Source organism: Pseudomonas mendocina (genome assembly GCF_003008615.1).
GTDB lineage: Bacteria > Pseudomonadota > Gammaproteobacteria > Pseudomonadales > Pseudomonadaceae > Aquipseudomonas > Aquipseudomonas mendocina_C.
This window is the reverse complement of sequence record NZ_CP027657.1, coordinates 3,957,235-3,983,031: the sequence shown is the minus strand read 5'-3', so window position 1 is coordinate 3,983,031 and position 25,797 is coordinate 3,957,235. Positions and strand designations below refer to the sequence as shown.

26 protein-coding genes are annotated in these 25,797 nt (G+C 61.2%); 15 read left to right on the top strand and 11 right to left on the bottom strand.

What is annotated here, in order from left to right:
* Window positions 1-481: 481 nt before the first annotated feature.
* Complete coding sequence (locus C7A17_RS18545) at window positions 482-1,726, top strand: OprD family porin (RefSeq protein ID WP_106739403.1); 1,245 nt, start codon at window positions 482-484, stop codon at window positions 1,724-1,726.
* 118 nt (window positions 1,727-1,844) lie between these two features.
* On the opposite strand, the gene C7A17_RS18540 is transcribed toward C7A17_RS18545, so the two are convergent.
* Window positions 1,845-2,786: a LysR substrate-binding domain-containing protein gene (locus tag C7A17_RS18540; RefSeq protein ID WP_106739402.1), complete on the bottom strand. Its 942-nt coding sequence runs from the start codon at window positions 2,784-2,786 to the stop codon at window positions 1,845-1,847.
* 108 nt (window positions 2,787-2,894) lie between these two features.
* Here C7A17_RS18540 and C7A17_RS18535 point away from each other — a divergent pair, with 108 nt between their 5' ends.
* The 6 genes from C7A17_RS18535 (at window position 2,895) to C7A17_RS18510 (ending at window position 8,725) form a co-directional block, all read left to right on the top strand.
* Window positions 2,895-3,947: a Gfo/Idh/MocA family protein gene (locus C7A17_RS18535; protein WP_106739401.1), complete on the top strand. Its 1,053-nt coding sequence runs from the start codon at window positions 2,895-2,897 to the stop codon at window positions 3,945-3,947.
* 176 nt (window positions 3,948-4,123) lie between these two features.
* Window positions 4,124-4,558, top strand: a complete 435-nt coding sequence (gene aroQ, locus C7A17_RS18530; protein WP_106739400.1) for a type II 3-dehydroquinate dehydratase — start codon at window positions 4,124-4,126, stop codon at window positions 4,556-4,558.
* Window positions 4,559-4,617: 59 nt separating this feature from the next.
* Window positions 4,618-5,787, top strand: a complete 1,170-nt coding sequence (locus C7A17_RS18525; protein WP_106739399.1) for a Gfo/Idh/MocA family protein — start codon at window positions 4,618-4,620, stop codon at window positions 5,785-5,787.
* Window positions 5,788-5,832: 45 nt separating this feature from the next.
* Window positions 5,833-6,390: a TRAP transporter small permease gene (locus C7A17_RS18520; protein ID WP_106739398.1), complete on the top strand. Its 558-nt coding sequence runs from the start codon at window positions 5,833-5,835 to the stop codon at window positions 6,388-6,390.
* Window positions 6,387-7,664 (top strand): TRAP transporter large permease subunit, encoded by a 1,278-nt coding sequence (locus tag C7A17_RS18515; protein WP_106739397.1) that lies wholly within the window; start codon window positions 6,387-6,389, stop codon window positions 7,662-7,664. The genes C7A17_RS18520 and C7A17_RS18515 overlap by 4 nt, the downstream gene beginning before the upstream one ends.
* 47 nt (window positions 7,665-7,711) lie before the next feature.
* A complete protein-coding gene (locus C7A17_RS18510) occupies window positions 7,712-8,725 on the top strand; it encodes a TRAP transporter substrate-binding protein (RefSeq protein ID WP_106739396.1) in 1,014 nt (337 codons plus the stop codon).
* Window positions 8,726-8,910: 185 nt separating this feature from the next.
* On the opposite strand, the gene C7A17_RS18505 is transcribed toward C7A17_RS18510, so the two are convergent.
* Window positions 8,911-10,038 carry a M14 family metallopeptidase gene (locus C7A17_RS18505; RefSeq protein ID WP_106743027.1) on the bottom strand — a complete coding sequence of 376 codons (1,128 nt, stop codon included), beginning with the start codon at window positions 10,036-10,038 and terminating at the stop codon, window positions 8,911-8,913.
* 154 nt (window positions 10,039-10,192) lie between these two features.
* Here C7A17_RS18505 and C7A17_RS18500 point away from each other — a divergent pair, with 154 nt between their 5' ends.
* A complete protein-coding gene (locus C7A17_RS18500) occupies window positions 10,193-10,726 on the top strand; it encodes a tetratricopeptide repeat protein (RefSeq protein ID WP_106739395.1) in 534 nt (177 codons plus the stop codon).
* A gap of 12 nt (window positions 10,727-10,738) precedes the next feature.
* Here the strand turns inward: C7A17_RS18500 and C7A17_RS18495 are convergent, their stop codons facing one another.
* From C7A17_RS18495 to C7A17_RS18480, 4 genes are all read right to left on the bottom strand, one after another.
* Window positions 10,739-11,161 (bottom strand): YybH family protein, encoded by a 423-nt coding sequence (locus C7A17_RS18495; RefSeq protein ID WP_106739394.1) that lies wholly within the window; start codon window positions 11,159-11,161, stop codon window positions 10,739-10,741.
* A gap of 21 nt (window positions 11,162-11,182) precedes the next feature.
* The gene (locus tag C7A17_RS18490; protein ID WP_106739393.1) at window positions 11,183-11,965 is read right to left on the bottom strand and encodes a DUF899 domain-containing protein; all 783 of its coding nucleotides are present in this window, start codon (window positions 11,963-11,965) and stop codon (window positions 11,183-11,185) included.
* A 34-nt stretch (window positions 11,966-11,999) separates the two neighbouring features.
* Window positions 12,000-12,362: a YciI family protein gene (locus C7A17_RS18485; protein ID WP_106739392.1), complete on the bottom strand. Its 363-nt coding sequence runs from the start codon at window positions 12,360-12,362 to the stop codon at window positions 12,000-12,002.
* A 331-nt stretch (window positions 12,363-12,693) separates the two neighbouring features.
* Window positions 12,694-13,410, bottom strand: coding sequence for a UTRA domain-containing protein (locus C7A17_RS18480; protein WP_106739391.1), 717 nt, complete (start codon window positions 13,408-13,410; stop codon window positions 12,694-12,696).
* A gap of 316 nt (window positions 13,411-13,726) precedes the next feature.
* Between C7A17_RS18480 and C7A17_RS18475 the strand changes: the two genes are divergently transcribed.
* From C7A17_RS18475 to C7A17_RS18450, 6 genes are all read left to right on the top strand, one after another.
* Complete coding sequence (locus C7A17_RS18475) at window positions 13,727-14,785, top strand: ABC transporter substrate-binding protein (protein WP_106739390.1); 1,059 nt, start codon at window positions 13,727-13,729, stop codon at window positions 14,783-14,785.
* Window positions 14,786-14,894: 109 nt separating this feature from the next.
* Entirely contained in the window at window positions 14,895-15,701 is an 807-nt protein-coding gene (locus C7A17_RS18470) for an alkaline phosphatase family protein (protein ID WP_106739389.1), read from the top strand.
* Window positions 15,698-16,540 carry an ABC transporter permease gene (locus C7A17_RS18465; RefSeq protein ID WP_106739388.1) on the top strand — a complete coding sequence of 281 codons (843 nt, stop codon included), beginning with the start codon at window positions 15,698-15,700 and terminating at the stop codon, window positions 16,538-16,540. The genes C7A17_RS18470 and C7A17_RS18465 overlap by 4 nt, the downstream gene beginning before the upstream one ends.
* Entirely contained in the window at window positions 16,527-17,321 is a 795-nt protein-coding gene (locus C7A17_RS18460) for an ABC transporter permease (RefSeq protein ID WP_106739387.1), read from the top strand. The genes C7A17_RS18465 and C7A17_RS18460 overlap by 14 nt, the downstream gene beginning before the upstream one ends.
* Entirely contained in the window at window positions 17,318-18,304 is a 987-nt protein-coding gene (locus tag C7A17_RS18455) for an ABC transporter ATP-binding protein (protein WP_106739386.1), read from the top strand. Before C7A17_RS18460 ends, C7A17_RS18455 begins: the two co-directional genes overlap by 4 nt.
* Complete coding sequence (locus C7A17_RS18450) at window positions 18,304-18,957, top strand: HAD family hydrolase (RefSeq protein WP_106739385.1); 654 nt, start codon at window positions 18,304-18,306, stop codon at window positions 18,955-18,957. The genes C7A17_RS18455 and C7A17_RS18450 overlap by 1 nt, the downstream gene beginning before the upstream one ends.
* A 72-nt stretch (window positions 18,958-19,029) precedes the next feature.
* Here C7A17_RS18450 and C7A17_RS18445 read toward each other — a convergent pair whose 3' ends face one another.
* The 4 genes from C7A17_RS18445 to C7A17_RS18430 all read right to left on the bottom strand — a co-directional run bounded on the left by C7A17_RS18445 (window position 19,030) and on the right by C7A17_RS18430 (window position 23,013).
* A complete protein-coding gene (locus C7A17_RS18445) occupies window positions 19,030-19,524 on the bottom strand; it encodes a hypothetical protein (protein WP_106739384.1) in 495 nt (164 codons plus the stop codon).
* Window positions 19,525-19,621: 97 nt separating this feature from the next.
* Window positions 19,622-21,373 carry a sodium:solute symporter family protein gene (locus C7A17_RS18440; protein ID WP_106739383.1) on the bottom strand — a complete coding sequence of 584 codons (1,752 nt, stop codon included), beginning with the start codon at window positions 21,371-21,373 and terminating at the stop codon, window positions 19,622-19,624.
* Window positions 21,374-21,379: 6 nt separating this feature from the next.
* Window positions 21,380-21,640, bottom strand: coding sequence for a DUF4212 domain-containing protein (locus C7A17_RS18435; RefSeq protein WP_106739382.1), 261 nt, complete (start codon window positions 21,638-21,640; stop codon window positions 21,380-21,382).
* A gap of 515 nt (window positions 21,641-22,155) precedes the next feature.
* Window positions 22,156-23,013 carry a LysR substrate-binding domain-containing protein gene (locus C7A17_RS18430; protein WP_106739381.1) on the bottom strand — a complete coding sequence of 286 codons (858 nt, stop codon included), beginning with the start codon at window positions 23,011-23,013 and terminating at the stop codon, window positions 22,156-22,158.
* A gap of 142 nt (window positions 23,014-23,155) precedes the next feature.
* Between C7A17_RS18430 and C7A17_RS18425 the strand changes: the two genes are divergently transcribed.
* Window positions 23,156-23,998: a bifunctional allantoicase/(S)-ureidoglycine aminohydrolase gene (locus C7A17_RS18425; RefSeq protein ID WP_106739380.1), complete on the top strand. Its 843-nt coding sequence runs from the start codon at window positions 23,156-23,158 to the stop codon at window positions 23,996-23,998.
* Between the two features lie 170 nt (window positions 23,999-24,168).
* Here the strand turns inward: C7A17_RS18425 and ahpF are convergent, their stop codons facing one another.
* Window positions 24,169-25,725, bottom strand: a complete 1,557-nt coding sequence (ahpF, locus tag C7A17_RS18420; RefSeq protein ID WP_106739379.1) for an alkyl hydroperoxide reductase subunit F — start codon at window positions 25,723-25,725, stop codon at window positions 24,169-24,171.
* Window positions 25,726-25,797: the final 72 nt, after the last annotated feature.

Below are 25,797 nucleotides of genomic sequence, written 5' to 3'. Positions count from 1 at the left end.
GGGTAATGCGTGACTCGTCATACGTTATCACACAACAACATCGATACTAGCGGCCTTGTAGCCTGGGTCGGAAATCCCTCTACAGAACTGTCTTGAGTCAGGAAGCTCCCGTACCCAGGGTCTATCAGACGACCAGGGGTTGCTACTTTCGTCTAGCCATACGTTGACAAGAGGAGAAAAGGCTGTCGATAATCCAGCAAGTTGTATGACGACATATGACACTAATAACAACAAGAACCAGGGCCAGAACATGATCTACCTCACCTCTCCCCCTGCGCAGCAGCACCCAGGCCGCTCGGCATACGCCATCGCCACACGCCATAGAACCGGATTCGCCGGAGGCTGACCCAGCCCCTGGCAATGATCGGTCTCGTTCGGCCGATCTATCGCCCTCCACAGGGCAAACACAACATTCCCATCACGCAGGTCCCGAGCAGGCCAGCAGGGGATGGTTCGTTCAAAAACTGGGAGCACAACAACAATGACCGCACGCAACATCATTCCATTGGCTCTGCTTGGCAGCACGGCTCTGGCCCTGGTTCTGCCGACTGCCACGCACGCCGCCGGCTTCGTCGAAGATGCCAAGGTCACCCTCGGCCTGCGCAATTACTACTTTAACCGCAACTTCCTCAACCAGACCCAAGGTGGCCAGGGCCAAGCCTCCGCCTGGACACAGAGCTTCATCCTCGATGCCCGTTCCGGCTACACCGAAGGCACCGTCGGCTTCGGCCTCGACGTACTCGGCCTGTACTCGGTGAAACTCGACGGCGGTCGCGGCACTCCAGGCAGCCAACTGCTGCCGGTACATGACGATGGCCGTCAGGCCGATGACTTCGGTCGCACCGCCGTCGCAGCCAAGGCCAAGCTGTCCAAGACCGAGCTGAAGGTCGGTGAGTGGTTCGCCGTGCTGCCGATCCTGCGTGCCGACGACGGCCGCTCGCTGCCGCAAACCTTCCAGGGCGCCCAACTGACCTCCAACGAGATCGACGGCCTGACCCTGTACGGCGGTCAGTTCTGGAAGAACAGCCAGCGTAACGATGCCAGCCGCGAAGAGATGTCCTTCGGTGGCGTAGAGGGTGATGACTTCAACTTCGCCGGTGGTGAATACCGCTTCAACGGCAACAACACCATGGTTGGCGTCTGGCACGCGCGCCTGGAAGACGTCTACAAGCAGAGCTACGTGCAACTGACCCATAGCCAACCAGTCGGCGACTGGGTGCTGGGCGCCAACCTCGGCTACGTCAACGGCAAGGAAGAAGGCGCGGCCAAGGCCGGCAAGCTGGACAACAAGGTCTACCAGGGCGCACTCACCGCCAAGACCGGCAACAATACCTTCATGGTCGCTTACCAGCGCCTGAGCGGTGATACCAAGTTCATGCGTATCGACGGCGCCAGCGGCGGCACCCTGGTCAACGACGGTTTCACCAACAGCTACGACAACCCGGAAGAGCGTTCCTGGCAGATTCGCCATGACTACAACTTCGCCGGCCTCGGCATTCCGGGCCTGACCCTGATGAACCGTTACGTCAGTGGCTCCAACATCCACACCGGCGGCCGTACCGATGCCGAAGAGTGGGGCCGCGAATCCGAGCTGGCCTACACCATCCAGGAAGGCTCGCTGAAGAACCTCAGCATCCGCTGGCGTAACTCCGACGTGCGCCGCGACGTGGGCGTCGATCTGCACGAGAACCGTCTGATCTTCAACTATCCGCTGTCGATCCTGTAATACCGGACGCATCACTGCGTCCTATTGACTCCTGTGTGTTTACGGCACTTTACGCCCGTCCTCGTGACGGGCTTTTTTATGGCAGATCGGCCTGACGCGGAGGCATGCACCACCCAATCTAGGCAGTGATCAGTGCATAGGGGCCTTCGCTCAACTGCTCACGCAGGAACTGAACGCAAGCCCGCACCTTGGCCGAGTTGGAGGATCGGGCAGTGGTCACCGCCCAGACGTCAGCCGACTGACAGTAAGCCGGCAGGATCCGGATCAAGGATCCATCCTTCAGCCTGCCGGCCACGTCCCAGTGCGAGGCCATGATGATGCCATGTCCTTCGAGAGCCCACTGGCGCACGATATCGCTATGGTTCGAGGCCATCGGCCCGGTGACCTTCACGGTCTCCACACCACCCGGCCCCTCGAGACGCCAGACCCCAAAGCTCTGGTCACGGCCGCGAAACAGCAGGCAATCGTGCTGGGCCAGGTCAGCCAAGGACCTCGGTTGACCACGACGCTTGAGGTAACTCGGAGCAGCAGCCAGGATCCGGGAGCTTTCCGAGATGCGCTGTGCGATCAAGTGTTTCTCCTGCACTTCGCCGACACGAATATCTATATCGAAATTGTCGGCAATCTGATCCGCGCGCCTGTCCAGCAGTTCGAGCCAGATTTCCAGCCCGGGATAACGCGTTCTGAACAACGACAGAATCGGCGCAATATGTTCACGCCCAAGCCGCAGGCTGGTGCCGATACGCAGTGTTCCACGCGGCTCACTGCGCAAACCCGACAACGTCTCGATCATCGCCTCGACATCCTCGAGGATCTTCTGTGCCCAGATGAAGGCCGCCTCACCATCGCTGGTGATGTTGACCCGCCGGGTGGTTCGGTTGAACAACTTGACGCCCAACATCTGTTCCAGCGTAAGGATGCGCTTACTGACATGGGCCGGGGAAAAGCCCATCTCGGTAGCGGCAGCGATGAAGCTTGAACGCCTGGCAACCGTACAGAACAGCTGCAAGTCACGCAGCAGCGGGTCATTATTCGCTATCTGTGCATTCTGATTCTTCATATAGCTCGATTATTTCACCATGGCTTTTTATTAGTCTCTCACAACGCCTATGGCTGAGTGCAGCACCGACCCAGGGTGCAGACCGATAAGAACAAAGAATCGAGTGTTATGAAGAACATCAAAATAGCTGTAGCCGGTGCAGGCCTGATTGGACGGCGCCATATCGAACTCGTCCAGGCCAGTGAAAGTTGCGAATTGCTGGCAATCGTCGACCCTTGCGCAACTGCCATCGAAATCGCCCGCTCCGCTGGTGTCCCGCTCTACGAATCTCTTGAAAAGCTATTCGCCCAGCAACACCCCGACGGGGTGATTCTGGCAACCCCCAACCATTTGCATGTGGAAAATGCCCTGACCTGCATAAAGCAGGGTGTCAGCGCTCTGATCGAGAAACCGGTCGCCCACACTCTGGAAGAAGGCAAGCGTTTGCTGGAGATGACCGAACGCAGCGGCGCCAGGCTGCTGGTCGGCCACCACCGTGCCCATAGCGCCATCTTGCAGCGGGCTCGCGAAATCATCGCCGAAGGCATCATCGGGGCCCCGGTCGCGGTAATGGGTAGCGCATTGTTCTACAAACCCGACGACTATTTCGATGCCGCCCCCTGGCGCCGTCAGGCCGGCGGCGGCCCGGTACTGATCAACATGATCCACGAGATCGGCAACCTGCGCTCGCTGTGCGGCGAAATAGTCTCGGTGCAGGCACAGGCATCGAATGCTACCCGTGGGTTCCCGGTCGAGGACACCGTGTCGATCAACCTGCGCTTCGCCAACGGCGCCCTCGGTACGTTCCTGCTATCGGACACCGCAGCCTGCGCACGCAGCTGGGAGCAGACCGCCCGGGAGAACAAGAGCTACCCCAGTTATGCGGACGAAGATTGTTATGTGATCTCAGGCACCCTGGGCTCGCTGTCGATCCCGACCATGCGCCTGAAGTACTACGCGCGCAAGGAGGATCGCTCCTGGTGGAAACCCTTCCACACCACAACCGCCGAACTGGTAGAGGCCGATCCGCTGGAGCGCCAGCTCGAGCATTTCTGCGCGGTGATCCGTGGTGAAACCGAACCACTGGTCAGCGTGCGCGACGGCCTGGCCAACCTGCTGATAACCGAGGCGATCGCCGAAGCGGCGCGCACGGGAAAAGTGGTACCCACCGACTCGATGTGACTCTTCCAGCGCTCTCGATCCTTGCCTCTACGCTAGGCGAAGCGATCTGACCTGCTGTGCCCATGAGAGCTGGAAAAGTCGCTGGATCGCTCTCGCCCAACAATGCCGACGCTCCCCAAAACTGGGATCGACACCTTGTACGTCTGGCATTGCGAACCCTCAACGGAGAAACGGACATGAAAACCATACTCGTACTGAACGGCCCCAACCTGAACATGCTTGGCCTACGCCAGCCCGATGTCTATGGCCACGAAACCCTGGCCGACGTCGAAGCGCTGTGCCGCAGAACCGGTGACGAATCAGGCCTGGAGATCGAGTTCCAGCAGACCAACCACGAAGGCCAGATGATCGACTGGATCCACCATGCCCGTAACCGCGTGGCCGGGATCGTGATCAACCCAGGCGCCTGGACTCACACCTCAGTGGCAATCCACGACGCCCTGATCGCCGCCGAGGTGCCGGTGATCGAGGTGCATATTTCCAACGTGCACCGCCGCGAGCACTTCCGCCACCACTCCTATGTGTCACTGGTAGCCAAAGCGGTATTGGCCGGCCTGGGCACCCATGGCTACCAGTTGGCCATCGAGCACCTCGCCCATTTGAACCGATAGCTCGCACTCCCAGATCGACCTCGTGCATTCAATACCCATTACAAGAACAAGGGGGAGCCATGAAACGTATAGCGAAACCGTCTGAACGCCTGCGCCTGGGTTTCGTCGGCGGGGGCCTGGAGTCGGGTATCGCCTCTACCCACCGCTATGCCGCCCATATGGACGGCCATTTCGAACTGGTCGCCGGGGTATTCGCCCGCGACGCCACACGCAATCGAGCTGCCGCCGAGCAGTACGGAATCCCCCCCGAGCGCACCTACAGCGACTACCTGAGCATGGCCACCGCCGAAGCCATGCGCGAGGACGGTATTCAGGTTGTCGCCATCATGGCTCCCAACGCCGTGCACGCACCGGCCAGCAGAGCGTTTCTCGAGCGCGGTATCGACGTCATCTGCGACAAGCCCCTGGCCACCAGCTACCAGGAAGCCCAAGCGTTACTCGACCAGGTTCGCAGTGGCTCGGCATTGCACCTGCTGACCCACAACTACAGCGGCTACCCGCTGATCCGAGAAGCCCGAGACCTGATCGCTCGTGGCGTAATCGGCACAGTGCGCGTGGTGCAGGTCGAACACGCTGGCTCCTTCGGGGTGCACGCCCTGGAACAACAAGGGGTAAAAAGCTTCACCTGGCGCGCCGATCCGGCTCAGGCCGGCGCCTCTCCGGTTCTTGCCGACGTCGGCGTGCATGCACACCAACTGCTGCGCTTTGTCACCGGCCTGGAGGTCAGCGAAGTGTCCGCTGAACTGAGCACCCTGGTACCGGGCCGCACCTCGCACGATAACGCCCACGTACTGCTGCGTCTGTCCTCGGGTGCGCGCGGCATGCTGTGGGCCAGTTTCGTGGCAGCCGGCAACCGCCAGGGTCTGCAACTGCGGGTGTTCGGCTCCAATGGGTCACTCAGCTGGCATCAGGAGACGCCGGATCAACTGTTGCTGCGTCATCAAGATCAACCTCACCAGATCCTGCGACGTGGCGAAGCCTGGCTTAGTCAGGCCGCACAGCAGGCCACACGGATCAAGGCCGGACAACCCGAAGGCCTGCTGGAAGCATTCGCCAACATCTACAGCGATGCCGCCGAACTGATAAAGGCACGCCGTCAGCAGCGCGCTCCAGACCCACTGGCGCAGCAGTGCCCGACCGCGCAAGACGGTCTGCTAGGCATGGCCTTCATCGAGGCCTGCATCCGCTCGCACCAACAGCAAGGACACTGGACGGTACTGCCGGCTTGATGTGCCCCCGTCATCCGACTTGTCCTTTAAAGAGGCCATTGAACAATGAAAAGAATTGCTGACCTGTATTTCCAGTTACTCAAGCTCCTGATGGTGCTGTGCATGATCGCCATGGTGATCATGGTGTTCGGTAACGTGGTCATGCGCTATGCCTTCAACAGCGGCATCACCCTGTCCGAAGAGCTGTCGCGCTGGTGCTTCGTCTGGATGGTGTTTTTCGGCGCGCTGGTGGCACTACGCGAGAAGGGCCATCTGGGCGTCGACATGCTGTTGCGCCGGATGCCCGCCTTCATACAGCGCGCCTGCCTGCTGGCCGGGCACCTGCTGATGATTTATTTCAGCTGGCTGATCTTCAGCGGCAGCTGGGATCAGGTACAGATCAACCTGCACACTCCAGCCCCCGCTTCCGGCCTGCCGATGGCCGTGTTCTACGCCTGCGGCGTGCTGTTCGGCATCAGTGCCGGACTCATCCTCCTGTGTGAATGCTATCGCCTGTTGCGCGGCGCGGAAGAAGGGTTCGTCGAGGCCCCAGTCGCCACAGGTCTGCAGATGTCTGGCGATGCCAACAATACCCTGGGCCTAGACGGGAGAAGTGGCAAATGACGCTGATCATCTTTCTCGGCAGCCTGTTCACCGGCATGGCCATCGGCATGCCACTGGCTTTCGTTCTGTTGCTGGTCAGCGTCGTGTTGATGCTGCATCTGGATCTTTTCGATGCGCAAATCATCGCGCAGAACCTGATCAATGGCGCCGACAGCTTCCCTCTGATGGCCGTCCCCTTCTTCATGCTGGCCGGCGAGATCATGAACACGGGCGGCCTGTCCAAACGTATCGTCAAGATTGCCATGACCCTGGTCGGGCACAAACGCGGCGGCCTTGGCTACGTGGCCATTCTGGCGTCGCTATTGCTGGCGTCGCTGTCCGGTTCGGCAGTGGCCGATGCTGCCGCCTTGTCAGCCTTGCTGATCCCGATGATGGTCGCGGCCGGGCATGACCGTAAACGCTCGGCAGGCCTGATTGCCGCCGGTAGCATCATCGCCCCGGTACTGCCGCCGAGCATCAACTTCATCATTTTCGGCGTGGTTTCCGGCGTTTCGATCTCCAAGCTGTTCATGGCCGGCATCGTCCCTGGCCTGATGATGGCTGTGGCGCTGGCCGTCGCATGGTACTTCATTGCCCGCGGCGAAGAGGTTCCGCCATCTCCCAAAGCCAGCCGCGCCGAAGTCTTGCGCTCGGTAATAGAGGGAATCTGGGCGCTCGGTCTGCCACTGATCATCGTGTTCGGCCTGAAGTTCGGCATCTTCACTCCAACCGAAGCGGCGGTGGTGGCAGCGGTCTACTCGCTCTTCGTGGCCATGGTGATCTACCGGGAACTGAAATGGTCGCAGCTGTATGAGGTGATTTTCAGCTCTGCCCGCACCACCTCGGTGGTGATGTTCCTGATCGCCGCCGCCATGGTTTCGTCCTGGCTGGTGAACATCGCCGATCTGCCAGGCCAACTGGCCGACCTGATGCAACCGTTCATGGACAACCCACAACTGCTGCTGGTGGTGATCATGCTGGTCGTCATCGCCATTGGCATGGTGATGGACGCCGCACCGGTGATCCTGATTCTCACCCCTGTACTGATGCCTGCCGTGACCCAGGCCGGCATCGACCCGGTGTACTTCGGCGTGCTGTTCATTCTGAACATCTCGATAAGCCTGATCACCCCGCCCGTGGGCACGGTGCTCAACGTCATCTGCGGCGTGGCCAAGCTACGCCTGGACGAGGTCGTGCGTGGTGTCTGGCCATTCCTGATCGCCCAACTGCTGGTGCTCGTCCTGCTGCTGGCCTTCCCCGCCCTGGTGCTGGTGCCATTGAAATACCTGACCTAATGCCCGCGAGGGCGTGTTACGAGCGCGATAACAACAAGGAAAACGCAATGAAAAAAACCATCAAGAACCTGTTCGTCGGTAGCCTTGCGGTACTGCTCCTGAGTGGCGTGGCAAACGCCGACGAGATCCGTAAGCACAACCTGCGCTTCGCCTTCGTCACTGCGCTCAATCACCCGATTGGCCATAGCGCAGAAAAATTCGCCGAACTGGTCAAAACCAAGAGCGACGGCAAAATGAACGTGCGCGTGTTCGCAGGCGGCACCCTGGGCGGCGACATACAGACCGTCTCGTCGGTGCAGGGCGGTACGCTGGACTTCACTGTGCTCAACGCCGGACTGCTCTCGGCTCAGGCCAAGGACACGGCGATTTTCGACCTGCCCTTTCTGTTCAACGACTCACGCGAAGCCCTGGCCATCGCCGATGGCCCACTGGGTCAGGATCTGGCAGGAAAACTGGAAAAATCCGCGCTGATTACCCTGGGCTACTGGGATCTGGGCTTTCGTCACCTGACCAACAACAAGCACCCGGTCACCAAGTGGGAGGACATGCAGGGACTGAAGATCCGCGTCCTGCAGTCACCCTTGTACCTGGAGATGATCAAAGCCCTGGGCGCCAACCCGATGCCCATGCCGTTCACCGAGTTGTACACCGGCCTGGAGCAGCATGTGATCGACGGTCAGGAAAACCCCTTCTCGCTGATCGAGTCCGCCAAGCTGTTCGAAGTGCAGAAATACCTTTCCACCACCGGGCACATCTATAACGTGCAATCGTTCATCGCCGGCCAGAAGACCTGGAACAAACTCAACCAGAGCGAACGCCAGATCATCCTGGACGCAGCTCACGAAGCGACCCTGTTCCAGCGTCAAGCCTCGGTCGACAGCCAGGAAAAGTCCCTCGCTTTCCTTAAACAACACCAGCAGGTCAACGAAATCACTGCAGAGGAACTTGAGCGTTTCCGCGAAAAGGTCAAACCCGTGGTCGAGGCCTTTTCCAAAGAGATAGACCCTGCGACCGTCGAGTTGATGAACAGCGAACTGCAGAAGTACCGCCAAACCCACTGAGGCGCGGATGGATCATGTGGCGCACACGCCTTGCCGTTACCCCTCAGGGACAGCGTGCGTCACTCCCCCACCTTGCCGACAAACCGATCAGCCTGAGGCAACGCACAGCGCCGCGCCTCGATGCCATAGCCCCGCCATGGTTCGATGAGCAGCCTCCGGCCAGTCACCTCTGATGCCAGGAAGATCTAACGCAGCTTGCCCACCATCTGCGCCAGCACGCTCAACACATCCTGCCCGAGCTTCTTCGAACGCGCGCCATTCCAGCCGGTGCGCGGCTGCGGGTTGTCGTCGTGATCCTTGAACGGCATCTCGATGGTGAACGACAAACAATCGAAGGCCTGCCCCACGGCGTTACAGGCCAGGGTCAGGTTGGCCTGGCCCGGCTCGTCACGTGGGTAGCCGAAGCGGGTCTGAAACTCGGCACCGATACCAACCAGACGATTGCGGAAATCCGCCTCCAGCTCGGCCAAACGCGGCGTATAGCCTGGGTTGCCTTCGCAACCTGCGGTGAACACGTGAGGAATTTCCTCGTCGCCATGGATATCGAGGAACAGATCGACGCCGATGCGTTGCATATGCTGCAGTACGAACAGGACTTCCGGGCTGCGCTCGGAGCTGGCCGACTGCCAGGCCCGATTGAGATCCTGCCCTGCATAGTTGGTACGCAGGTGGCCACGGTAGGCACCATCCGGGTTCATGTTCGGCACCAGATACAACTCGGCCTCATTCAGCAGCGCCGCAATCTCGGCATCCTGCGCATCCTGCAGCCGCTCGATCAGCCCCTCCATGAACCACTCGGCCATGTGCTCACCGGGGTGTTGCTGGGCAATGATCCATAGCTTGCGCGGCGCTGCCGCTTGCCCAGCGATGCGCAGCAGCTGGATATCACGCCCTTCCAGGCTTCGACCGCAGGCGACCAGCTCGGCGCCGCGCTCCAGCGCGTTGGCGACCAGGCGCTCATGACGTGCCCGTGGATAGGGTTCGAAATAGGCGAACCAGACCTGCTCGTGCTCGGCCTGCAACTCGAAATGCAACTGACCGTCCGCATAGCGCGTCGGCACGCGGAACCAGTCGTGCTGATCGTAACTGGCCACGGCCTGGTAGCCGTCCCAGGCACGGTTATAGGCAGACTGCCCGGCATTGCTCAGCACGAAGGCATGCCGCTGCCCTGGCGCCAATCCGTCCACCTTGAAATGAAACCACTGAAAATGGTGGCTGTTGATATCCGGCCGCATGGCCAGCACGACCTGCTGCGGGTTGCTGGCGTCGATGATCTGGATATTGCCGCTGTCGAAATCCGCGCTGATGTTCATGGCTGCCTCGTGAACGAAATCGGCCACCAGCATTGCAGCTCATCAGCGCAGTGTGAAGTCGCGCGACGACAGACTGGTCATCCAGAGCGAACTATGACGGGCGAGGCCGGCCTAATAGCGACCTGCCTTGATTCTTGCCTACGGAGCCACCGCCATGCCCAGTTCGATCAGCCTGCTTCACGCCACGACCGCCCTTCTCGCCTTCGCACTGCTGGCCGGTTGCGCCGGGCGCGAGCCCGACTCCAGCACCCCGGCGAAGCAGCCGCAGATCGAACAGCCGGTCACCCTCGATGAGCAGGATCAGCTGCGTCAACAGGCGCAACGCGGCGACCTGGAGAGCCAGTTCCAACTTGGCAGCAGCTATTTCGTCGGCCAACCGGAAAAGAATCTCAAGCAGGCCGAGTACTGGTGGAAGCAGGCAGCCGACAAGGGCCACGCCATGGCCGCAGTGAGCCTGGCCTATCTCTACACCGGGCGTGACGCACCCGAGTTCGCCAACCAACGCGACATGCTGCGCTACCTCAACCAGTCAGCGGCGGCCGGCAACCCGATGGCCCAGCACATTCTCGGCAACCTCTACCGTCGCGGCGAAGGCGGCGTATCACGCGATCCGGATCAGGCTCAGCGCCTGTACCAGAGCGCCTGCAAGCAAAATTACGAGCCCTCTTGCTCGGCCCTGAACCCGTAACAGGTAGAGCCTTCAGGGCTGCAGATCGAACAACGCCTTGCCACTTTCCATGTCGCAGGGCGCCGAGAAATGTTCGTGGAAGATCAGCCAGCGGCCGCCCTGACGACGCAGGCACTGGGTCACGCGCATCCAGCAGCTGTCCATCTCACCTTTCTCGTTGGTGCCGCCGCAATGCAGCAGGTAATGCGTCACGCCCAGGTCGCCCTCGGCAGTGAAAGTTGGCGCATGTGGGTCGAACATGCCGGGGCCGCTGCACATTTCCATGCAGGCCTGCCAGTGCGCCTGGTACGCCGGGCGTCCCTGGAAACGCAGTGGGCCGACGGCGTCGTAGGCCACCACATCCTCGACGTAGTGGCTCATGATGCGCGCCACATCCTTGCTGCGGCAGGCTTCGGCCCAGCTGTTCAGGGCGTCTTGCAGTTGATGCTGACTCATGTCGATTCTCCTCGCTGACACTCAGGCTTTGTGGGCACAGCAATCATGGGTGGGCGCAGCCTGTTCGTATTCGTCGTGCAGGCGCGTCCAGTTGAGCCCCTTGCCGTCGAGGTCGGGCATGCCATCCCAACCTTCGCCGCGGCCAAAGGGCGTGAAGTCGAGGAAGTGAAAACTGCTCATCAGCATTTCCACCCCTCGGCCATAACAGGAATAGGTGTGATAGATCTGCCCGCCGTCACGCAGGAACACGCTGACACCCGGCTGCTCGCCCTGCACGTGGTAGTTCTGGCCCAGACGCAGCAGTTCGTCCTTGTCGCGGTAGTTGTACTCGACCGGTGCGACCTTCTCGTCGGTGGTGGCGTGATAGTCGTAATTGAAACGGCAGCCGTACGAGCTGTACCAGGGCAGCGTCCAGCCCATACGTCGTTTGAACGCTTGCAGGTCGGCCAAGGGCGCCCGCGAAACCAGCACCAGATTGGTGTCGCGCGCATGCAAATGGGACTGGTGGCCAATGTTGTCCACCAGGCAGGAACAACCGTCGCAGCCCTCGCCACGATCCATGTGGTACATGAAGTGGTAGACGATCAACTGGCTGCAGCCGTCGAACAATGCTTCCAGCCCGACCTCACCCTGCGGCCCCTGAAAACGGTAATCCTCTTCCACCAACACCATGGGCAGGGCACGCCGGGCGCGGTTGAGTTCATCACGCTGGCGGGTCAGCGCCTTCTCTTGTTCGAGCAATGATTTGCGTGCGGCCAACCATTGCTCACGGCTGGCGACTTCCGGGATGTAGCGACGATCCATGACGGCTCTCCTACGCTTGATGGACGCTGGCCGCTCACTGCTGAGCGGCCGGGTCGATATCCAGTTGGCGAACCGGACGCACCTCAACGCAGCCAACGCGGGCCGCAGGAATGTGCCCGGCGAGCTGGATGGCCTCGTTGAGATCACGCGCCTCGATCAGATAGAAGCCGGCGAGCTGCTCCTTGGTTTCAGCGAACGGACCATCGGTGATGGCCAGCTTGCCGCCGCGCATGCGCACGGTGGTCGCGGTCTGCACCGACTGCAGCGCCTCGGCGGCGAGCATGCGCCCACTCTCCTGCACACGCCGGGCATAGGCGTGGCATTCACTGTCGTGGGGGCTGTCCGGGGAGCTGTGCAGCTCCTGCTCATTGGCATAAACGAGGCAGAGGTATTTCATGGCGCGCTCCAGTTCCGATGCGGTGAGTACTGGATAGTCGAACGCGGCGAGCGCATTTCGACATTGGCCGGAAAAACATCATCGAAGACGACGAACGGTAGGGTGCGCCATGCGCATCGGCCTCTAAGAGCCTGTTCAAAGTCTCTCGAGCTAGAGCCAGGCAAGGCGAAATCGAGCGAAGAAGCGCAGTTTACGAGCTGTAAATGAGCATTCTGAGCTTGAGTTCAACGCTGCATGGCCGACGCGCAGCAGACTTTGAACACGCTCTAAGGATTGAGCCCGCCCCGACTTGTGCACTGGCAATTCGAAGTCTGCCGGCAAGCTCAGCGCGCTACTCGGGCACTTCGACGCTGACGTGAATCGCATCGTGTCTCCAGAACTCCAGGTCGCAATCGATGATGCGCCCGTGCTGGTCACGGTTGACCCGGATGATGCGCAGCGCCGGGCTGCCTGGCGCCACACGCAGGCAGGCCGCCGCCTCGGCATGCAGCGCGGTGGGCACCATATCGAAACGCACCCGGCCATAATGAATCCCGTATTCGTTGGCATAGAGGTCAGTCAGCGAACGGGTCAGGTCGAAGTCGAGAATGCCGGGGAAGTAGGCCGGATTGAGGTAGTGCTCGACATACAGCACCAGACGCCCGTCGATACGCCGTGCCCGGCACACCTGATAAACGCTGGATAACGCCGGCAGCTCCAGTACCTGGCAGATCTGTGCGCTGGCCGGCATCAGCCGCGCACTCAGGACCTCTGTGGCAGGCACACGTCCCTGCTCGGCGACCATGGCATGGAAGTGCGTGCGCACCAGGGGGTTGTACGCCACCCGCGCCGGCGAGACGAACCAGCCGCGGCGCTCCTCGCGGTAGACCAGCCCCTGCGCCTCCAACTGGCCAAGCGCCTCGCGCAGGGTAATACGCGTGGTGTCGAACAGCTCGCTGAGCTTGCGCTCGGCCGGCAACTTGCTGCCAGCGGGCAATAGGCCCCGGTCGATCTGCTCCTGCAAGGCGCGACAAATGAGGGTGACGGCCCGCGGCGCTTCTTCGCGCATCAATATTTCCCCTTTTGGACTAGTCCAGCCCCAACACAGGGCAAAAGTCACTCGCTCGGATGGGTTACGAGCCTAGGCAGTCTAGATGACTGATAGATGACAACCCTGCTGCAAGCACGCTGCATGCCATCGCCATATGGACTCACTGCCCGGGAAATCAGCCACTTACCCATGGTCTACGCTTGATGAGCGCGCCAGCTGACTGCACCTGGACATCTACATCCCATGGCTGGACATGAAACTGTCATCGAAGGCACCTAGATTGGCGCGGACATTGCTGATCTAGACCAACACTCTCACTGCAAAGGAGTTTCCGATGAAACAACTGCTGCTGGCTTCACTGATGGGCTCGGCCATCGCTCTGGCGACTTCCGCCATGGCCGAAAGCACTGACTTGCAGGCACTGGAACAGGCCGCACGCGCAGAAGGCGCGGTGAACAGCGTGGGTATGCCCGACAGCTGGGCCAACTGGAAAGACACCTGGGCCGACCTGAGCAAACTCTACGGCCTCAAGCACCAGGACACCGACATGAGCTCGGCACAGGAAATCGCCAAGTTCGCCGCCGAGAAGGACAATGCCACCGCCGATATCGGTGACGTCGGCGCCGCCTTCGGCCCCATCGCCGTGCAGCAGGGCGTGACCCAGCCGTACAAGCCGAGCACCTGGGAGCAGATTCCGGACTGGGCCAAGGACAAGGACGGCCACTGGATGCTGGCCTACACCGGCTCCATTGCCTTCATCGTCAACAAGCAGCTGGTCAAGGACATTCCGCGCTCCTGGGCCGACCTCAAGACCGGCACCTACAAGGTTTCCGCCGGTGACGTGAGCACCGCGGCACAAGCCGTGAACGGCGTACTGGCTGCCGCCATCGCCATGGGCGGCAACGAGAGCAACGTGCAGCCGGCGCTGGATTTCTACGGTGAGCTGGCCAAGCAGCGACGCCTGTCGCTGGCCAACCCGACCATCCAGACGCTGGAAAAGGGTGAAGTGGAAGTCGGCATTGTCTGGGACTTCAACGGCCTGTCCTACCGCGCCCAGATCGACCCCGAGCGCTTCGAGGTGCTGATCCCCTCCGACGGTTCGGTGATCTCCGGCTACAGCACCATCATCAACAAGTGGGCGAAGAATCCCAACGCCGCCAAGCTGACCCGCGAGTACATCCTCAGCGATGCCGGGCAGATCAACCTGGCCAAGGGCAACGCCCGTCCAATCCGCGCCGAACACATCGACCTGCCGGCCGAGGTACAGGCCAAGCTGCTGCCGCAGGAGCAATACGCCAAGGTGCAGCCGATCAAGGACGCCGCGGCCTGGGAGAACACCTCCAAGATGCTGCCACGCCTGTGGCAGGAGCACGTAATCATCAACATGAATTGATGCCGTCGCGCCGCCATTGATCCGTAGCCCGGATGCAATCCGGGGCAATCGCCAAGTACGCCCCCGGATTGCATCCGGGTTACGAGCTACGACCGAACGAGAGCAACCGATGAAGCACAACGTCATCCTGGTGGTGCTGGATGGCCTGAGTTATCAGGTGGCCCAGCATGCGCTGGGCCACCTGCTGGCTCACTGCCAGGCCGGACGCGCCGCGCTGTACAAGCTCGACTGCGCGCTGCCCGCGCTGTCCCGCCCGCTCTATGAGTGCATCCTCACCGGTGTCGCGCCTATCGACAGCGGTATCGTGCACAACGATGTGGTGCGCCTGTCGAACCAGCGCAGCGTCTTCCACTACGCCCGCGACACCGGCCTGACTACCGCCGCTGCGGCCTATCACTGGGTCAGCGAGCTGTACAACCGCGCGCCGTTCCAGGCAACCCGTGACCGCCATACCAGCGATGAGTCGCTACCGATCCAGCACGGCCACTTCTATTACGCCGACCACTACCCGGACTCGCACCTGTTCGCCGATGCCGACAGCCTGCGTCAGCGCCATCAGCCCAACCTGCTGCTGGTGCACCCGATGAACATCGACGATGCCGGGCACAAGCACGGCCTCGACAGCCCGCAATACCGCAACGCTGCGCGCATGGCCGACGTGCTGTTGGCCGAATACATCCAGACCTGGCTCGACGCTGGTTACCAGATCCTGGTGACCGCCGACCACGGCATGAACAACGACCGCAGCCACAACGGCGTGCTGCCGGAAGAGCGCGAAGTGCCGCTGATCGTCCTCGGCAGCGCCTTCAGCCTCGACCCGGCAGCCCGCCTGCAACAGACAGAGTTGTGCGGCACCATCTGCCAGTTGCTCGGCGTCGCCCACGACAAACCCTGGTGCAGGGAGCTACTCGCATGAAGTCGTCGATTTCCAGCAAGGGTTGGGCACTGCTGTGCCTGGTGCCCTTTGCCCTGTTCTTCATCGCCTTCCAGATCGCGCCACTGGCCTGGGTGGCGAGCAATAGCTTGAATACGCCACAAGGCTGGGGGCTGGGCAATTTCCAGCAGGCCTTCTCCTCGCCGTTCTACCGCCAGGCCATGCGCCACAGCCTGGAGATCGCCTTCTGGTCGAGCCTGTTCGGCATCGTCATCGCCATCATCGGCAGCTACTCGCTGCGACAGGTCAGCAGCCGTCTGCGCGACTTCGTCATGGCTTTTTCCAACATGACCAGCAACTTCTCCGGTGTACCGCTGGCCTTCGCCTTCATCATCCTGCTCGGCTTCAACGGCGCACTGACCATCCTGCTCAAGCAGATGGGCGTGATCGAGGACTTCAACCTCTACTCCAAGACCGGCCTGATCGTGCTCTACACCTACTTCCAGATTCCGCTCGGCGTGCTGCTGCTCTACCCGGCCTTCGACGCCCTGCGTGAAGACTGGCGCGAGTCGGCCGAGTTGCTCGGTGCCAGCAACTGGCAGTTCTGGCGGCACATCGGCCTGCCGGTGCTGACCCCGGCACTGCTCGGCACCTTCGTCATCCTGCTGGCCAACGCCCTGGGCGCCTACGCCACGGTGTACGCGCTGACCACCGGCAACTTCAACATCCTGCCGATCCGTATCGCGGCGATGGTTTCCGGCGACATCTTCCTCGATCCGAACATGGCCAGCGCACTGGCCATGGTGCTGGTTGGCCTGATGACTCTGATCACCATCGTCCACCAATGGCTGCTGCGCCGGAGCTACCATGTCGCCCGCTGAAAAACGCTCGCCGCTGTTCCACCAACTGGTGGTCTACCTACTGTTTCTGATCCTGCTGCTGCCGCTGCTCGGCACCCTGGTGTACTCGCTGTCCACCAGTTGGTCGGCAACCATCCTGCCCAGCGGCTTCACCTTCAAGTGGTACGTGGCGCTGTGGAGCGATGCACGCTTTCTCGCCGCCTTCGGCCGCTCACTGCTGGTCTGCTTTGGCGCCCTGGCACTGGCGCTGCTGCTGATCCTGCCGCTGCTGTTCGTGGTCAACTACCACTTCCCCAAGCTCGACGGCGTGATGAATGTGCTGATCCTGCTGCCGTTCGCCATTCCGCCGGTGGTGTCTTCGGTGGGCCTGATGCAGCTGTTCGCGGCGGGCCCACTGCCGATTCTCGGTACGCCATGGATACTGATCGGCTGCTACTTCACCATCGCCCTGCCCTTCATGTACCGCGCCATCACCAACAACCTGCAGGCGATCAACCTGCGCGACCTGATGGACGCCGCTCACCTGCTGGGTGCCAGCACCTGGCGCGTGGCCTTCATGGTGGTGCTGCCGAACCTGCGCAAGGGTTTGATGGTTTCGGTGTTCCTGTCCTTCAGCTTCCTGTTCGGCGAATTCGTCTTCGCCAACCTGCTGGTGGGCAGCCGCTACGAGACGCTGCAGGTGTACCTGTACAACATGCGTAACGACAGCGGCCATTTCACCAGCGCCCTGGTGATCTCCTACTTCATGTTCGTGCTGCTGATGACCTGGGCAGCCAATCGTCTGAACAAGGACAAATCATGAGTTTTCTGCATATCCACAACCTGCATAAAAGCTACGGCCCGACGCGGGTCTTCACCGACATCAATATCGAGATCGGCCAGGGTCAGTTCATCACCCTGCTCGGCCCGTCCGGCTGCGGCAAGTCCACCCTGCTGCGCTGCATCGCCGGCCTGACGGCGGTCGATGGCGGGCAGATCCTGCTCGATGGCCAGGATCTGGTGCCCATGCCGCCACAGAAGCGCGGCATCGGCATGGTGTTCCAGAGCTATGCGCTGTTCCCCAACATGACCGTGGCGCAGAACGTCGCCTTCGGCCTGCGCATGCAGAAAGTACCGACGGCCGAAGCCAATCAGCGCGTCGCCGAAGCGCTGGAACTGGTGGAGCTGAACGACTACGCCGGACGCTACCCGCACCAGCTCTCCGGTGGCCAGTGCCAGCGCGTGGCCCTGGCTCGCTCGCTGGTCACCCGTCCACGCTTGCTGCTGCTCGACGAGCCGCTGTCGGCACTGGATGCGCGCATCCGCAAGCACCTGCGTGAACAGATTCGCGCCATCCAGCGCGAGCTGGGTCTGACCACCATCTTCGTCACCCACGATCAGGAAGAGGCGCTGGTGCTGTCCGACCGCATCGTGCTGATGAACGACGGCCAGATCGTCCAGAGCGGCGACGCCGAAACGCTGTACACCGCACCGGCCGATGCCTTCGCCGCCGGCTTCATCGGCAACTACAACCTGCTCGATGCCGATGCCGCCAGCCGCCTGCTGCTGCGCCCGGTGAGCAGCAGCGTGGCGATTCGCCCGGAAGCCATCCAGATTGGCGGCCTCGGTATCGAAGGCACCATTCTCAGCCACAGCCTGCTGGGAAACGTCGTGCGCTACCGGGTCGAGGCCCGAGGCGTGGAACTGCTGGTGGACGTGCTCAATCGCTGCGCCGCTGACCTGCACCGAGAAGGCCAGAGCGTCAGCCTGGCGATTGGCGCCGATGCAATCCGGGAGGTGGCGTAATGGCCCTGGCGATTTTCGATCTCGACGACACCCTGATCCATGGCGATTGCTCCACCCTGTGGTCGCAGGAAATGGTCAAGCTCGGCTGGGCCGACGGCGAGTCCTTCCTCGCCCATGAGCAGGAGCTGATGCGCCAGTATGCAGCCGGCACGCTGGCCATGGAGGACTACATGACCTTCACCCTGTCGCCGCTGGTCGGCCGCACGCCCGAGGAGGTCGCCCACGTGGTCGAGCCCTTCGTCGAGGATGTGATCGAACCGGTTCTCTACAGCGATGCCAGCCGCGCCCTGGCCGCGCACCGCGCCGCAGGCGACCGCCTGTTGGTGATCTCGGCTTCGGCGCATTTCCTGGTCAGCGCGATTGCCGAGCGCTTCGGTATCGACGAGGTATTGGCCATCGACCTGGAGCAACAGCACGGCTTCTATACGGGGCGCACCGAAGGCGTGCTGACCTATCGCGAAGGCAAGGTGATCCGCCTGGAAAGCTGGATGATCGAACAGAACGAGACGCTCGCCGGCTCCTGCTTCTACTCCGACTCACGCAACGACCTGCCGTTGCTGCAGGTGGTGGACAACCCCTTCACCGTCAATCCGGATCCGACCCTGCGCGCACATGCCGAACAAGCGGGCTGGCCGATCCTCACGTGGCGCTAGCGCGATACGTAGGAGCAATAGAAAAAATGCCGTTCACCTGGGTGAACGGCATTTTCATTGGACGCAAAGGCGTTATAGGCAAACGACGCGGTACAGCTCATCGCTACGCTCGAGCTGACGCAGACGCGGGTTGTTCTCGCTGACCGACACCATCTCCGCACTGTCACAGTTGAGCAGATAGGTCTGGTGGGTGAGCCGATCCACATACTCCTTCTCGAAGCGATAGAGGATGAACTGCTTGATGCGTTGCCCATCCTGCTCAGCGCTCTGGATATTAGCGGTATCCACCACGCTGAAACCCACGGTCATCGGCATCAGATAAGTCCAGGGTCGCAGAATCTGCTGCTCGCGCTCATATTCGACGACCGCCGAGCCTGCGGGCAGCTGACTCTGCTTGTGCTCGGCCCAGGAGTATTCGTAGTAGATCTGATAGCCCAGCATTCCCAAACCAGCGAAAGCAGGAACGATCCACCCTGGCAATTTCTTTCCGCTCAACGAGCGCAGCAGGAAACCAATACTCGCGGCCCCAAGGCCGGCGAACACCAATGCAACCAAGTGCCAGATCATAGATTTTTCCGAAAATAAGGCGGGCTTCCTTTTCAGGGGAAGCCCGCTTGGATCGAACCCGAACCGAATGCTCGTCCCGGTTCGTCAGGGGTGTCAATCAGTGGCTGATGGCACCGCCAGCACCCTTCGGATAACGGACGCTTTCCACCAGATCCTGAACTTCCTGAGGTGGTGGTGCGGTTACGCGGGAAACTGCGAAAGCCACCGCGAAGTTGATCAGCGCACCCACGCTACCGATGGACAGCGGGGAGATACCCAGCAGCCAGTTGTCAGGCGTGTTCGGCAGGGTATTGGTGCCCGGAATGAAGAACCAGCCCAGGTAGATGAAGATATACACCACCGTGAACAACAGGCCGGCAACCATACCCGAAACCGCGCCAGCGCTGTTAATACGCTTGGAGAAAATCCCCATCATCAACACCGGGAAGATCGACGACGCGGCAATACCGAAGGCCAGCGCCACCACCTGCGCGGCGAAGCCTGGTGGATTGAGTCCAAGGTAGGTCGCCACCAGAATCGCCACGGCCATGGAGATACGTGCCGCGAGCATTTCCGACTTTTCACTGATTTTCGGATTGATGATCGTCTTGATCAGGTCATGACTGACCGCCGAGGAGATCGCCAGCAACAGCCCCGCCGCCGTGGACAACGCCGCCGCGATGGCGCCCGCCGCGATCAGACCAATCACCCAACCTGGCAGGTTGGCGATTTCCGGGTTGGCCAGAACCAGAATGTCGGAGTTCACTTCCAGCTCGTTACCGGCCCAGCCACGCTCAGCAAAGTCGGCAGTTGGGTTGTACATCTGGATACGGCCATCGTTGTTCTTGTCCTCGAACTTGATCAGGCCGGTGTTTTCCCAGTTCTTCACCCACTCCGGACGCTCGGCGTACTCCAGCGACGGCTGCTCCACACCATTGGGGTAAACGGTGGTGATCAGGTTCAGACGCGCCATGGACGCGACCGCCGGTGCAGTGGTGTACAGCAGGGCGATGAACACCAGCGCCCAGCCAGCGGACGAACGTGCATCGGAAACCTTCGGTACGGTGAAGAAGCGAATGATCACGTGCGGCAAACCAGCCGTACCGATCATCAGCGACAGCGTGAACAGCACCATGTTGAACTTGTTGGAAACATCCGCGGTGTAGTCCTGGAAGCCCAGCTCACGCACCACCTCATTGAGCTTGCTCAGCAGCGGCATACCGGATTCGGTATGGGTGCCGAACATGCCCAGTTGCGGCAACGGGTTGCCGGTCAATTGCAGCGAGATGAACACCGCCGGAATGGTGTAGGCGACGATGAGCACGACGTACTGGGCCACCTGGGTGTAAGTGATGCCCTTCATGCCACCGATGACCGCGTAGATGAAGACCACCGCCGAAGCGATCCAGATACCGGTGGAGTTGCTGACTTCCAGAAAGCGCGCGAACGCCACACCGGCACCGCTCATCTGGCCGATCACGTAGGTGATCGAGGTGAGCAGCAGCGCGATGACGGCGGTGAGACGTGCACCTTTGCTGTAGAAGCGATCCCCCACGAAATCCGGCACGGTGAACTTGCCGAACTTGCGCAAGTAGGGCGCCAGCAGCATGGCCAGCAGCACATAGCCACCGGTCCAGCCCATCAGGAAGGACGAGTTGACGTAACCGACGGAAATCAGCCCCGCCATGGAAATGAAGGAAGCCGCCGACATCCAGTCGGCAGCGGTCGCCATGCCATTAGGAATGGGGCCTACGCCGCCACCGGCGACGTAGAACTCCTTGGTGGAGCCGGCTCGTGCCCAGAGCGCGATGCCGATGTAGAGCGCGAACGACGCCCCCACGAAGAGGATGTTGATTGCGAATTGACTCATGCGGGCTTACTCCTCAAGGCCATATTCTTTGTCGAGTTTGTTCATCCTCCAGCTGTAGTGGAAGATCAGAACGACAAAGGTGAGGATCGAGCCTTGCTGAGCGAACCAGAAACCAAGATCCGCTCCACCAACGGAGATGCCCGCCAGCAGTGGCCGCAAGATGATGCCGAAACCGTAGGAACACAGAGCCCAAACCACCAGACTCCAGAAGATCAGGCGAAGGTTCGCCGCCCAATAGGCTTCAGCGTTGGATTTCTCATCTGCCATAGGTATTGCCTCTTTCATTGTTGTTATTGGAATTAGAGGGCTCGATCCTACAAAGGAACGCTGACAGGCGGACTAAGACATTAGTCTGAAACACCCAATAGCTATATTGACTTCCTCAACAACCCACCGCTCTAGCACGGGCGTTCCAGCACTTCCCCAAGCTCTTCCACGCCACAGACAAGCAGTCCATTCGGCCTCGAATGTTGTAACTTGGCATTTCGAAAGAGCTGACAAGCCAGGTCGTTTGCAACGCTGTTCATCGACGCTCAGCAGACTTTGAACAACTACTCAGAACCTGTTCACGATCTCGCGAGCTAGAGCCATACAATACCGATGGCGGCCCCGCAAACAGGCGAGGACGCGGAGTGTACGAGTTGTACATGAGCAGTACTCACTTCGTTCGCCCTTCGGGCCGCGCTAAAGCGCGTTAGCTGCAAGCAGCTTCCGACCGGGCTGGCGCTCCAGCCTGTTTTTAACGCAGTAGGGCCGACGCGCAGCAGATCGTGAACAGATTCTCAGAGCACTCGCATGATCGTCCCGCAAGCCTCGATCAATACCGCCACCAGTTCACGGGCATAACCGGGTAACTGCGGTCTGGCATGCAGCGCCACCTCGACCGGCGGCACGGCGGGAAAGCCATCGGCCTCCCCCAGTTCGCGGTGCTCCGAGGTGATCAGCCGGCGCGGCAGCAGGGTCAGGCCCAGCCCGCCTTCGGCCGCCGCACTGACGCCGGGCAAACTGCTGCTGACGTAGGCGATGCGCCAGGGCTTGCCCATGGCATCCAGTGCATGGGTCATTTCCAGGCGATACAGGCCGTTGGGAGGAAACACCGCCAGCGGCACCGGATTGCGCGCCAGCACCGGGCGCGCACGGCTGTCCAGCCAGGCCACCGGCTCGGCCCAGCTGGCCAGGCCCTTGGCGCTGCCGGCACGCTGCTTGATCAGCGCCAGATCCAGCTCTCCGGCATTGAAGGCGCGCCATACGTCATGGCTCAGGCCGCTGGTGATCTCCAGACGGATACCGGGATGCGCGTCGGCGAAATCCGCCAGATAAGGCGTCAGGCTGTTGGCCGCGAAGTCGTCTGGCACGCCCAGGCGCACCTCACCTTCCAGGGTGTTCTGCCCCAGTGCCAGCAGCGCCTCGTCCATCAGCGCGACGATACGCTGGGCATAGCTGAGCAGACGCTCGCCCTCGGTGGTGGTGACCACGTAGCGGCCACTGCGATCGAGCAGTTCGGCGCCGATCTGTTCTTCCAGACGACGGATCTGTTGGCTGACGGTGGACTGGGTCAGGTGCAGGCTGGCCGCGGCCCGGGTAAAGCCGCCGGTCTGCACCACGGCGAGAAAACTGCGCAGAAGAATCGGATCGAGCACGGCGACAACCCATCATGAAATCCACTGACCCGCATTCTACTATTTAATTTCCGAATCGGTTCACGATCTCCTTATAGTGTCCCGGTCAGTTTCCCGCGCGGGGTCGAGCCCTGCGTCATCAACCCGTAGAGGCCATCGCCCGATGAGCAAGTCTCCCTACTATTACGCCCCGCATGGCGGCCACCCAGGTCAGGAGCAATTGCTGACCGACCGCGCCATGTTCACCGAAGCCTATGCCGTGATTCCCAAAGGCGTGATGCGTGACATCGTCACCAGCCACCTGCCGTTCTGGGACAACATGCGCATGTGGGTCATCGCCCGCCCGCTGACCGGTTTCGCCGAAACCTTCTCGCAGTACATCGTCGAAGTCGGCCCGAACGGCGGCAGCGACAAGCCGGAACTGGATGCCACTGCCGAAGGCGTGATCTTCGTCGTCGAAGGCGAGTTCAGCCTGACCCTCAACGGCACCCAGCACGCCATGCGTCCGGGCAGCTACGCCTTCATCCCACCACAAAGCGACTGGTCGCTGCGCAACAACGGCAGCGAAGCCGTGCGTTTCCACTGGCTGCGCAAGGCCTACCAACCGGTCGAGGGTGTGCCCTATCCGGAAGCCTTCGTCACCAACGAGCAGGACATCGAACCGATCGTCATGCCGGGTACCGAAGGCCGCTGGAGCACCACGCGCTTCGTCGACATCAAGGACATGCGCCATGACATGCACGTCAATATCGTCAACTTCGAGCCAGGCGGCGTGATTCCGTTCGCCGAAACCCACGTCATGGAGCACGGCCTGTACGTGCTGGAAGGCAAAGCGGTGTATCGCCTGAACCAGGACTGGGTCGAGGTCGAGGCCGGTGACTTCATGTGGCTGCGCGCCTTCTGCCCGCAGGCCTGCTATGCCGGCGGCCCGAGCCGCTTCCGTTACCTGCTGTACAAGGACGTGAACCGCCAGATGCCGCTGACCCTGGGCGGTCTGAAGCGCTGAGGGATACCTCACCCGTAGGGTGCACCGTGCGCACCGACGATGCGACACCGTGATACCGGTGCGCATGGCGCACCCTACAAGAGCGGCCCATCGCTAACGCACGAGCACACCCACCAGCCACAAAAAAGGCCACCCCAAGGGGTGGCCTTTTTCATTCATGCAACAACCGATCAGCTGTGGCGGATCAGGTGATCGAAGGCCGAGAGCGATGCTTTCGAACCCTCGCCCATGGCGATGACGATCTGCTTGTACGGCACAGTCGTCACGTCACCGGCAGCGAACACGCCCGGCACGTTGGTGTTGCCCTTGGCATCGACGACGATCTCACCAAAACGGTTGAGCTCGATGGTGCCTTTGAGCCAATCACTGTTGGGCAGCAGACCGATCTGCACAAAGATGCCTTCCAGCTCGACGGTGTGCAGTTCCTCGGTGGTGCGATCCTTGTACACCAGGCCGTTGACCTTCTGCCCGTCGCCCTTGACCTCGGTGGTCTGCGCACTCTTGATCACAGTCACGTTCGGCAGGCTGTAGAGCTTCTTCTGCAGCACGGCGTCAGCACGCAGGGTGTCGGCGAACTCCAGCAGGGTCACGTGAGCGACGATACCGGCCAGGTCGATGGCAGCCTCAACACCAGAGTTACCGCCGCCGATCACCGCCACGCGCTTGCCCTTGAACAGCGGGCCATCGCAGTGCGGGCAGAAGCACACGCCCTTGGCCTTGTATTCCTGCTCGCCCGGCACACCCATTTCACGCCAGCGGGCGCCGGTGGCCAGAATCACGGTCTTGGCCTTGAGCGAAGCACCGCTCTCGAACTTGACCTCGTGCAGACCACCTTCGGCTGCCGCCGGCACCAGGGCCGAGGCGCGTTGCAGGTTCATGATGTCGACTTCGTATTCCTTGACGTGCTCTTCAAGGGCACGCACCAGTTTCGGGCCTTCAGTCTCCTTGACGGAGATGAAGTTCTCGATGGCCATGGTATCGAGCACCTGGCCGCCGAAGCGCTCGGCGGCAACACCGGTACGGATACCCTTGCGCGCAGCGTAGATCGCAGCAGCAGCACCCGCCGGGCCACCACCGACCACCAGTACATCGAAGGCGTCCTTGGCGCTCATCTTCTCGGCGTCGCGGTTGGCGGCACCGGTATCGATCTTGGCGAGGATTTCCTTCACCTCCATACGGCCGGAAGCGAACACTTCACCATTCAGGTAGATACTCGGCACGGCCATGATCTGACGACGCTCGACTTCTTCCTGGAACAGCGCGCCGTCGATGGAGACGTTGCGGATATTGGGGTTGAGCACCGCCATCAGGTTCAGTGCCTGCACCACGTCCGGGCAGTTCTGGCAGGAGAGCGAGAAGTAGGTCTCGAACTCGAACTTGCCTTCGATGCTCTTGATCTGCGCAATGGTGTCGGCGTCCAGCTTGGACGGGTGGCCACCCACTTGCAGCAATGCCAGTACCAGCGAGGTGAACTCATGGCCCATGGGGATGCCGGCGAACGTCAGGCCGATATCCGCACCAGGGCGGTTCAGCGAGAACGACGGACGACGGGCGTCGTTGCCATCGGTCTTCAGGGTGATCTTGTCGGTCAGACCGACGATGTCTTGCAACAGCCCGAGCAGCTCCTGGGATTTCGCGCCGTCATCGAGGGACGCAACGATCTCGAACGGCAGGGTGACCTTTTCCAGGTAGGCCTTCAACTGGGCTTTAAGATTGGCGTCCAACATGGCGGAAATTCCTCAAATACGAAAATTCGGGCAATAAAATGCCCGGACGGATCGCGCCCGGGCATCGGGCAC

Coding starts and splice junctions, on each gene's coding strand:
- C7A17_RS18545 (WP_106739403.1), top strand. CDS start 482: ATGACCGCACGCAACATCATTCCATTGGCTCTGCTTGGCAGCACGGCT.
- C7A17_RS18540 (WP_106739402.1), bottom strand. CDS start 2,786: ATGAAGAATCAGAATGCACAGATAGCGAATAATGACCCGCTGCTGCGT.
- C7A17_RS18535 (WP_106739401.1), top strand. CDS start 2,895: ATGAAGAACATCAAAATAGCTGTAGCCGGTGCAGGCCTGATTGGACGG.
- aroQ (WP_106739400.1), top strand. CDS start 4,124: ATGAAAACCATACTCGTACTGAACGGCCCCAACCTGAACATGCTTGGC.
- C7A17_RS18525 (WP_106739399.1), top strand. CDS start 4,618: ATGAAACGTATAGCGAAACCGTCTGAACGCCTGCGCCTGGGTTTCGTC.
- C7A17_RS18520 (WP_106739398.1), top strand. CDS start 5,833: ATGAAAAGAATTGCTGACCTGTATTTCCAGTTACTCAAGCTCCTGATG.
- C7A17_RS18515 (WP_106739397.1), top strand. CDS start 6,387: ATGACGCTGATCATCTTTCTCGGCAGCCTGTTCACCGGCATGGCCATC.
- C7A17_RS18510 (WP_106739396.1), top strand. CDS start 7,712: ATGAAAAAAACCATCAAGAACCTGTTCGTCGGTAGCCTTGCGGTACTG.
- C7A17_RS18505 (WP_106743027.1), bottom strand. CDS start 10,038: ATGAACATCAGCGCGGATTTCGACAGCGGCAATATCCAGATCATCGAC.
- C7A17_RS18500 (WP_106739395.1), top strand. CDS start 10,193: ATGCCCAGTTCGATCAGCCTGCTTCACGCCACGACCGCCCTTCTCGCC.
- C7A17_RS18495 (WP_106739394.1), bottom strand. CDS start 11,161: ATGAGTCAGCATCAACTGCAAGACGCCCTGAACAGCTGGGCCGAAGCC.
- C7A17_RS18490 (WP_106739393.1), bottom strand. CDS start 11,965: ATGGATCGTCGCTACATCCCGGAAGTCGCCAGCCGTGAGCAATGGTTG.
- C7A17_RS18485 (WP_106739392.1), bottom strand. CDS start 12,362: ATGAAATACCTCTGCCTCGTTTATGCCAATGAGCAGGAGCTGCACAGC.
- C7A17_RS18480 (WP_106739391.1), bottom strand. CDS start 13,410: ATGCGCGAAGAAGCGCCGCGGGCCGTCACCCTCATTTGTCGCGCCTTG.
- C7A17_RS18475 (WP_106739390.1), top strand. CDS start 13,727: ATGAAACAACTGCTGCTGGCTTCACTGATGGGCTCGGCCATCGCTCTG.
- C7A17_RS18470 (WP_106739389.1), top strand. CDS start 14,895: ATGAAGCACAACGTCATCCTGGTGGTGCTGGATGGCCTGAGTTATCAG.
- C7A17_RS18465 (WP_106739388.1), top strand. CDS start 15,698: ATGAAGTCGTCGATTTCCAGCAAGGGTTGGGCACTGCTGTGCCTGGTG.
- C7A17_RS18460 (WP_106739387.1), top strand. CDS start 16,527: ATGTCGCCCGCTGAAAAACGCTCGCCGCTGTTCCACCAACTGGTGGTC.
- C7A17_RS18455 (WP_106739386.1), top strand. CDS start 17,318: ATGAGTTTTCTGCATATCCACAACCTGCATAAAAGCTACGGCCCGACG.
- C7A17_RS18450 (WP_106739385.1), top strand. CDS start 18,304: ATGGCCCTGGCGATTTTCGATCTCGACGACACCCTGATCCATGGCGAT.
- C7A17_RS18445 (WP_106739384.1), bottom strand. CDS start 19,524: ATGATCTGGCACTTGGTTGCATTGGTGTTCGCCGGCCTTGGGGCCGCG.
- C7A17_RS18440 (WP_106739383.1), bottom strand. CDS start 21,373: ATGAGTCAATTCGCAATCAACATCCTCTTCGTGGGGGCGTCGTTCGCG.
- C7A17_RS18435 (WP_106739382.1), bottom strand. CDS start 21,640: ATGGCAGATGAGAAATCCAACGCTGAAGCCTATTGGGCGGCGAACCTT.
- C7A17_RS18425 (WP_106739380.1), top strand. CDS start 23,156: ATGAGCAAGTCTCCCTACTATTACGCCCCGCATGGCGGCCACCCAGGT.
- ahpF (WP_106739379.1), bottom strand. CDS start 25,725: ATGTTGGACGCCAATCTTAAAGCCCAGTTGAAGGCCTACCTGGAAAAG.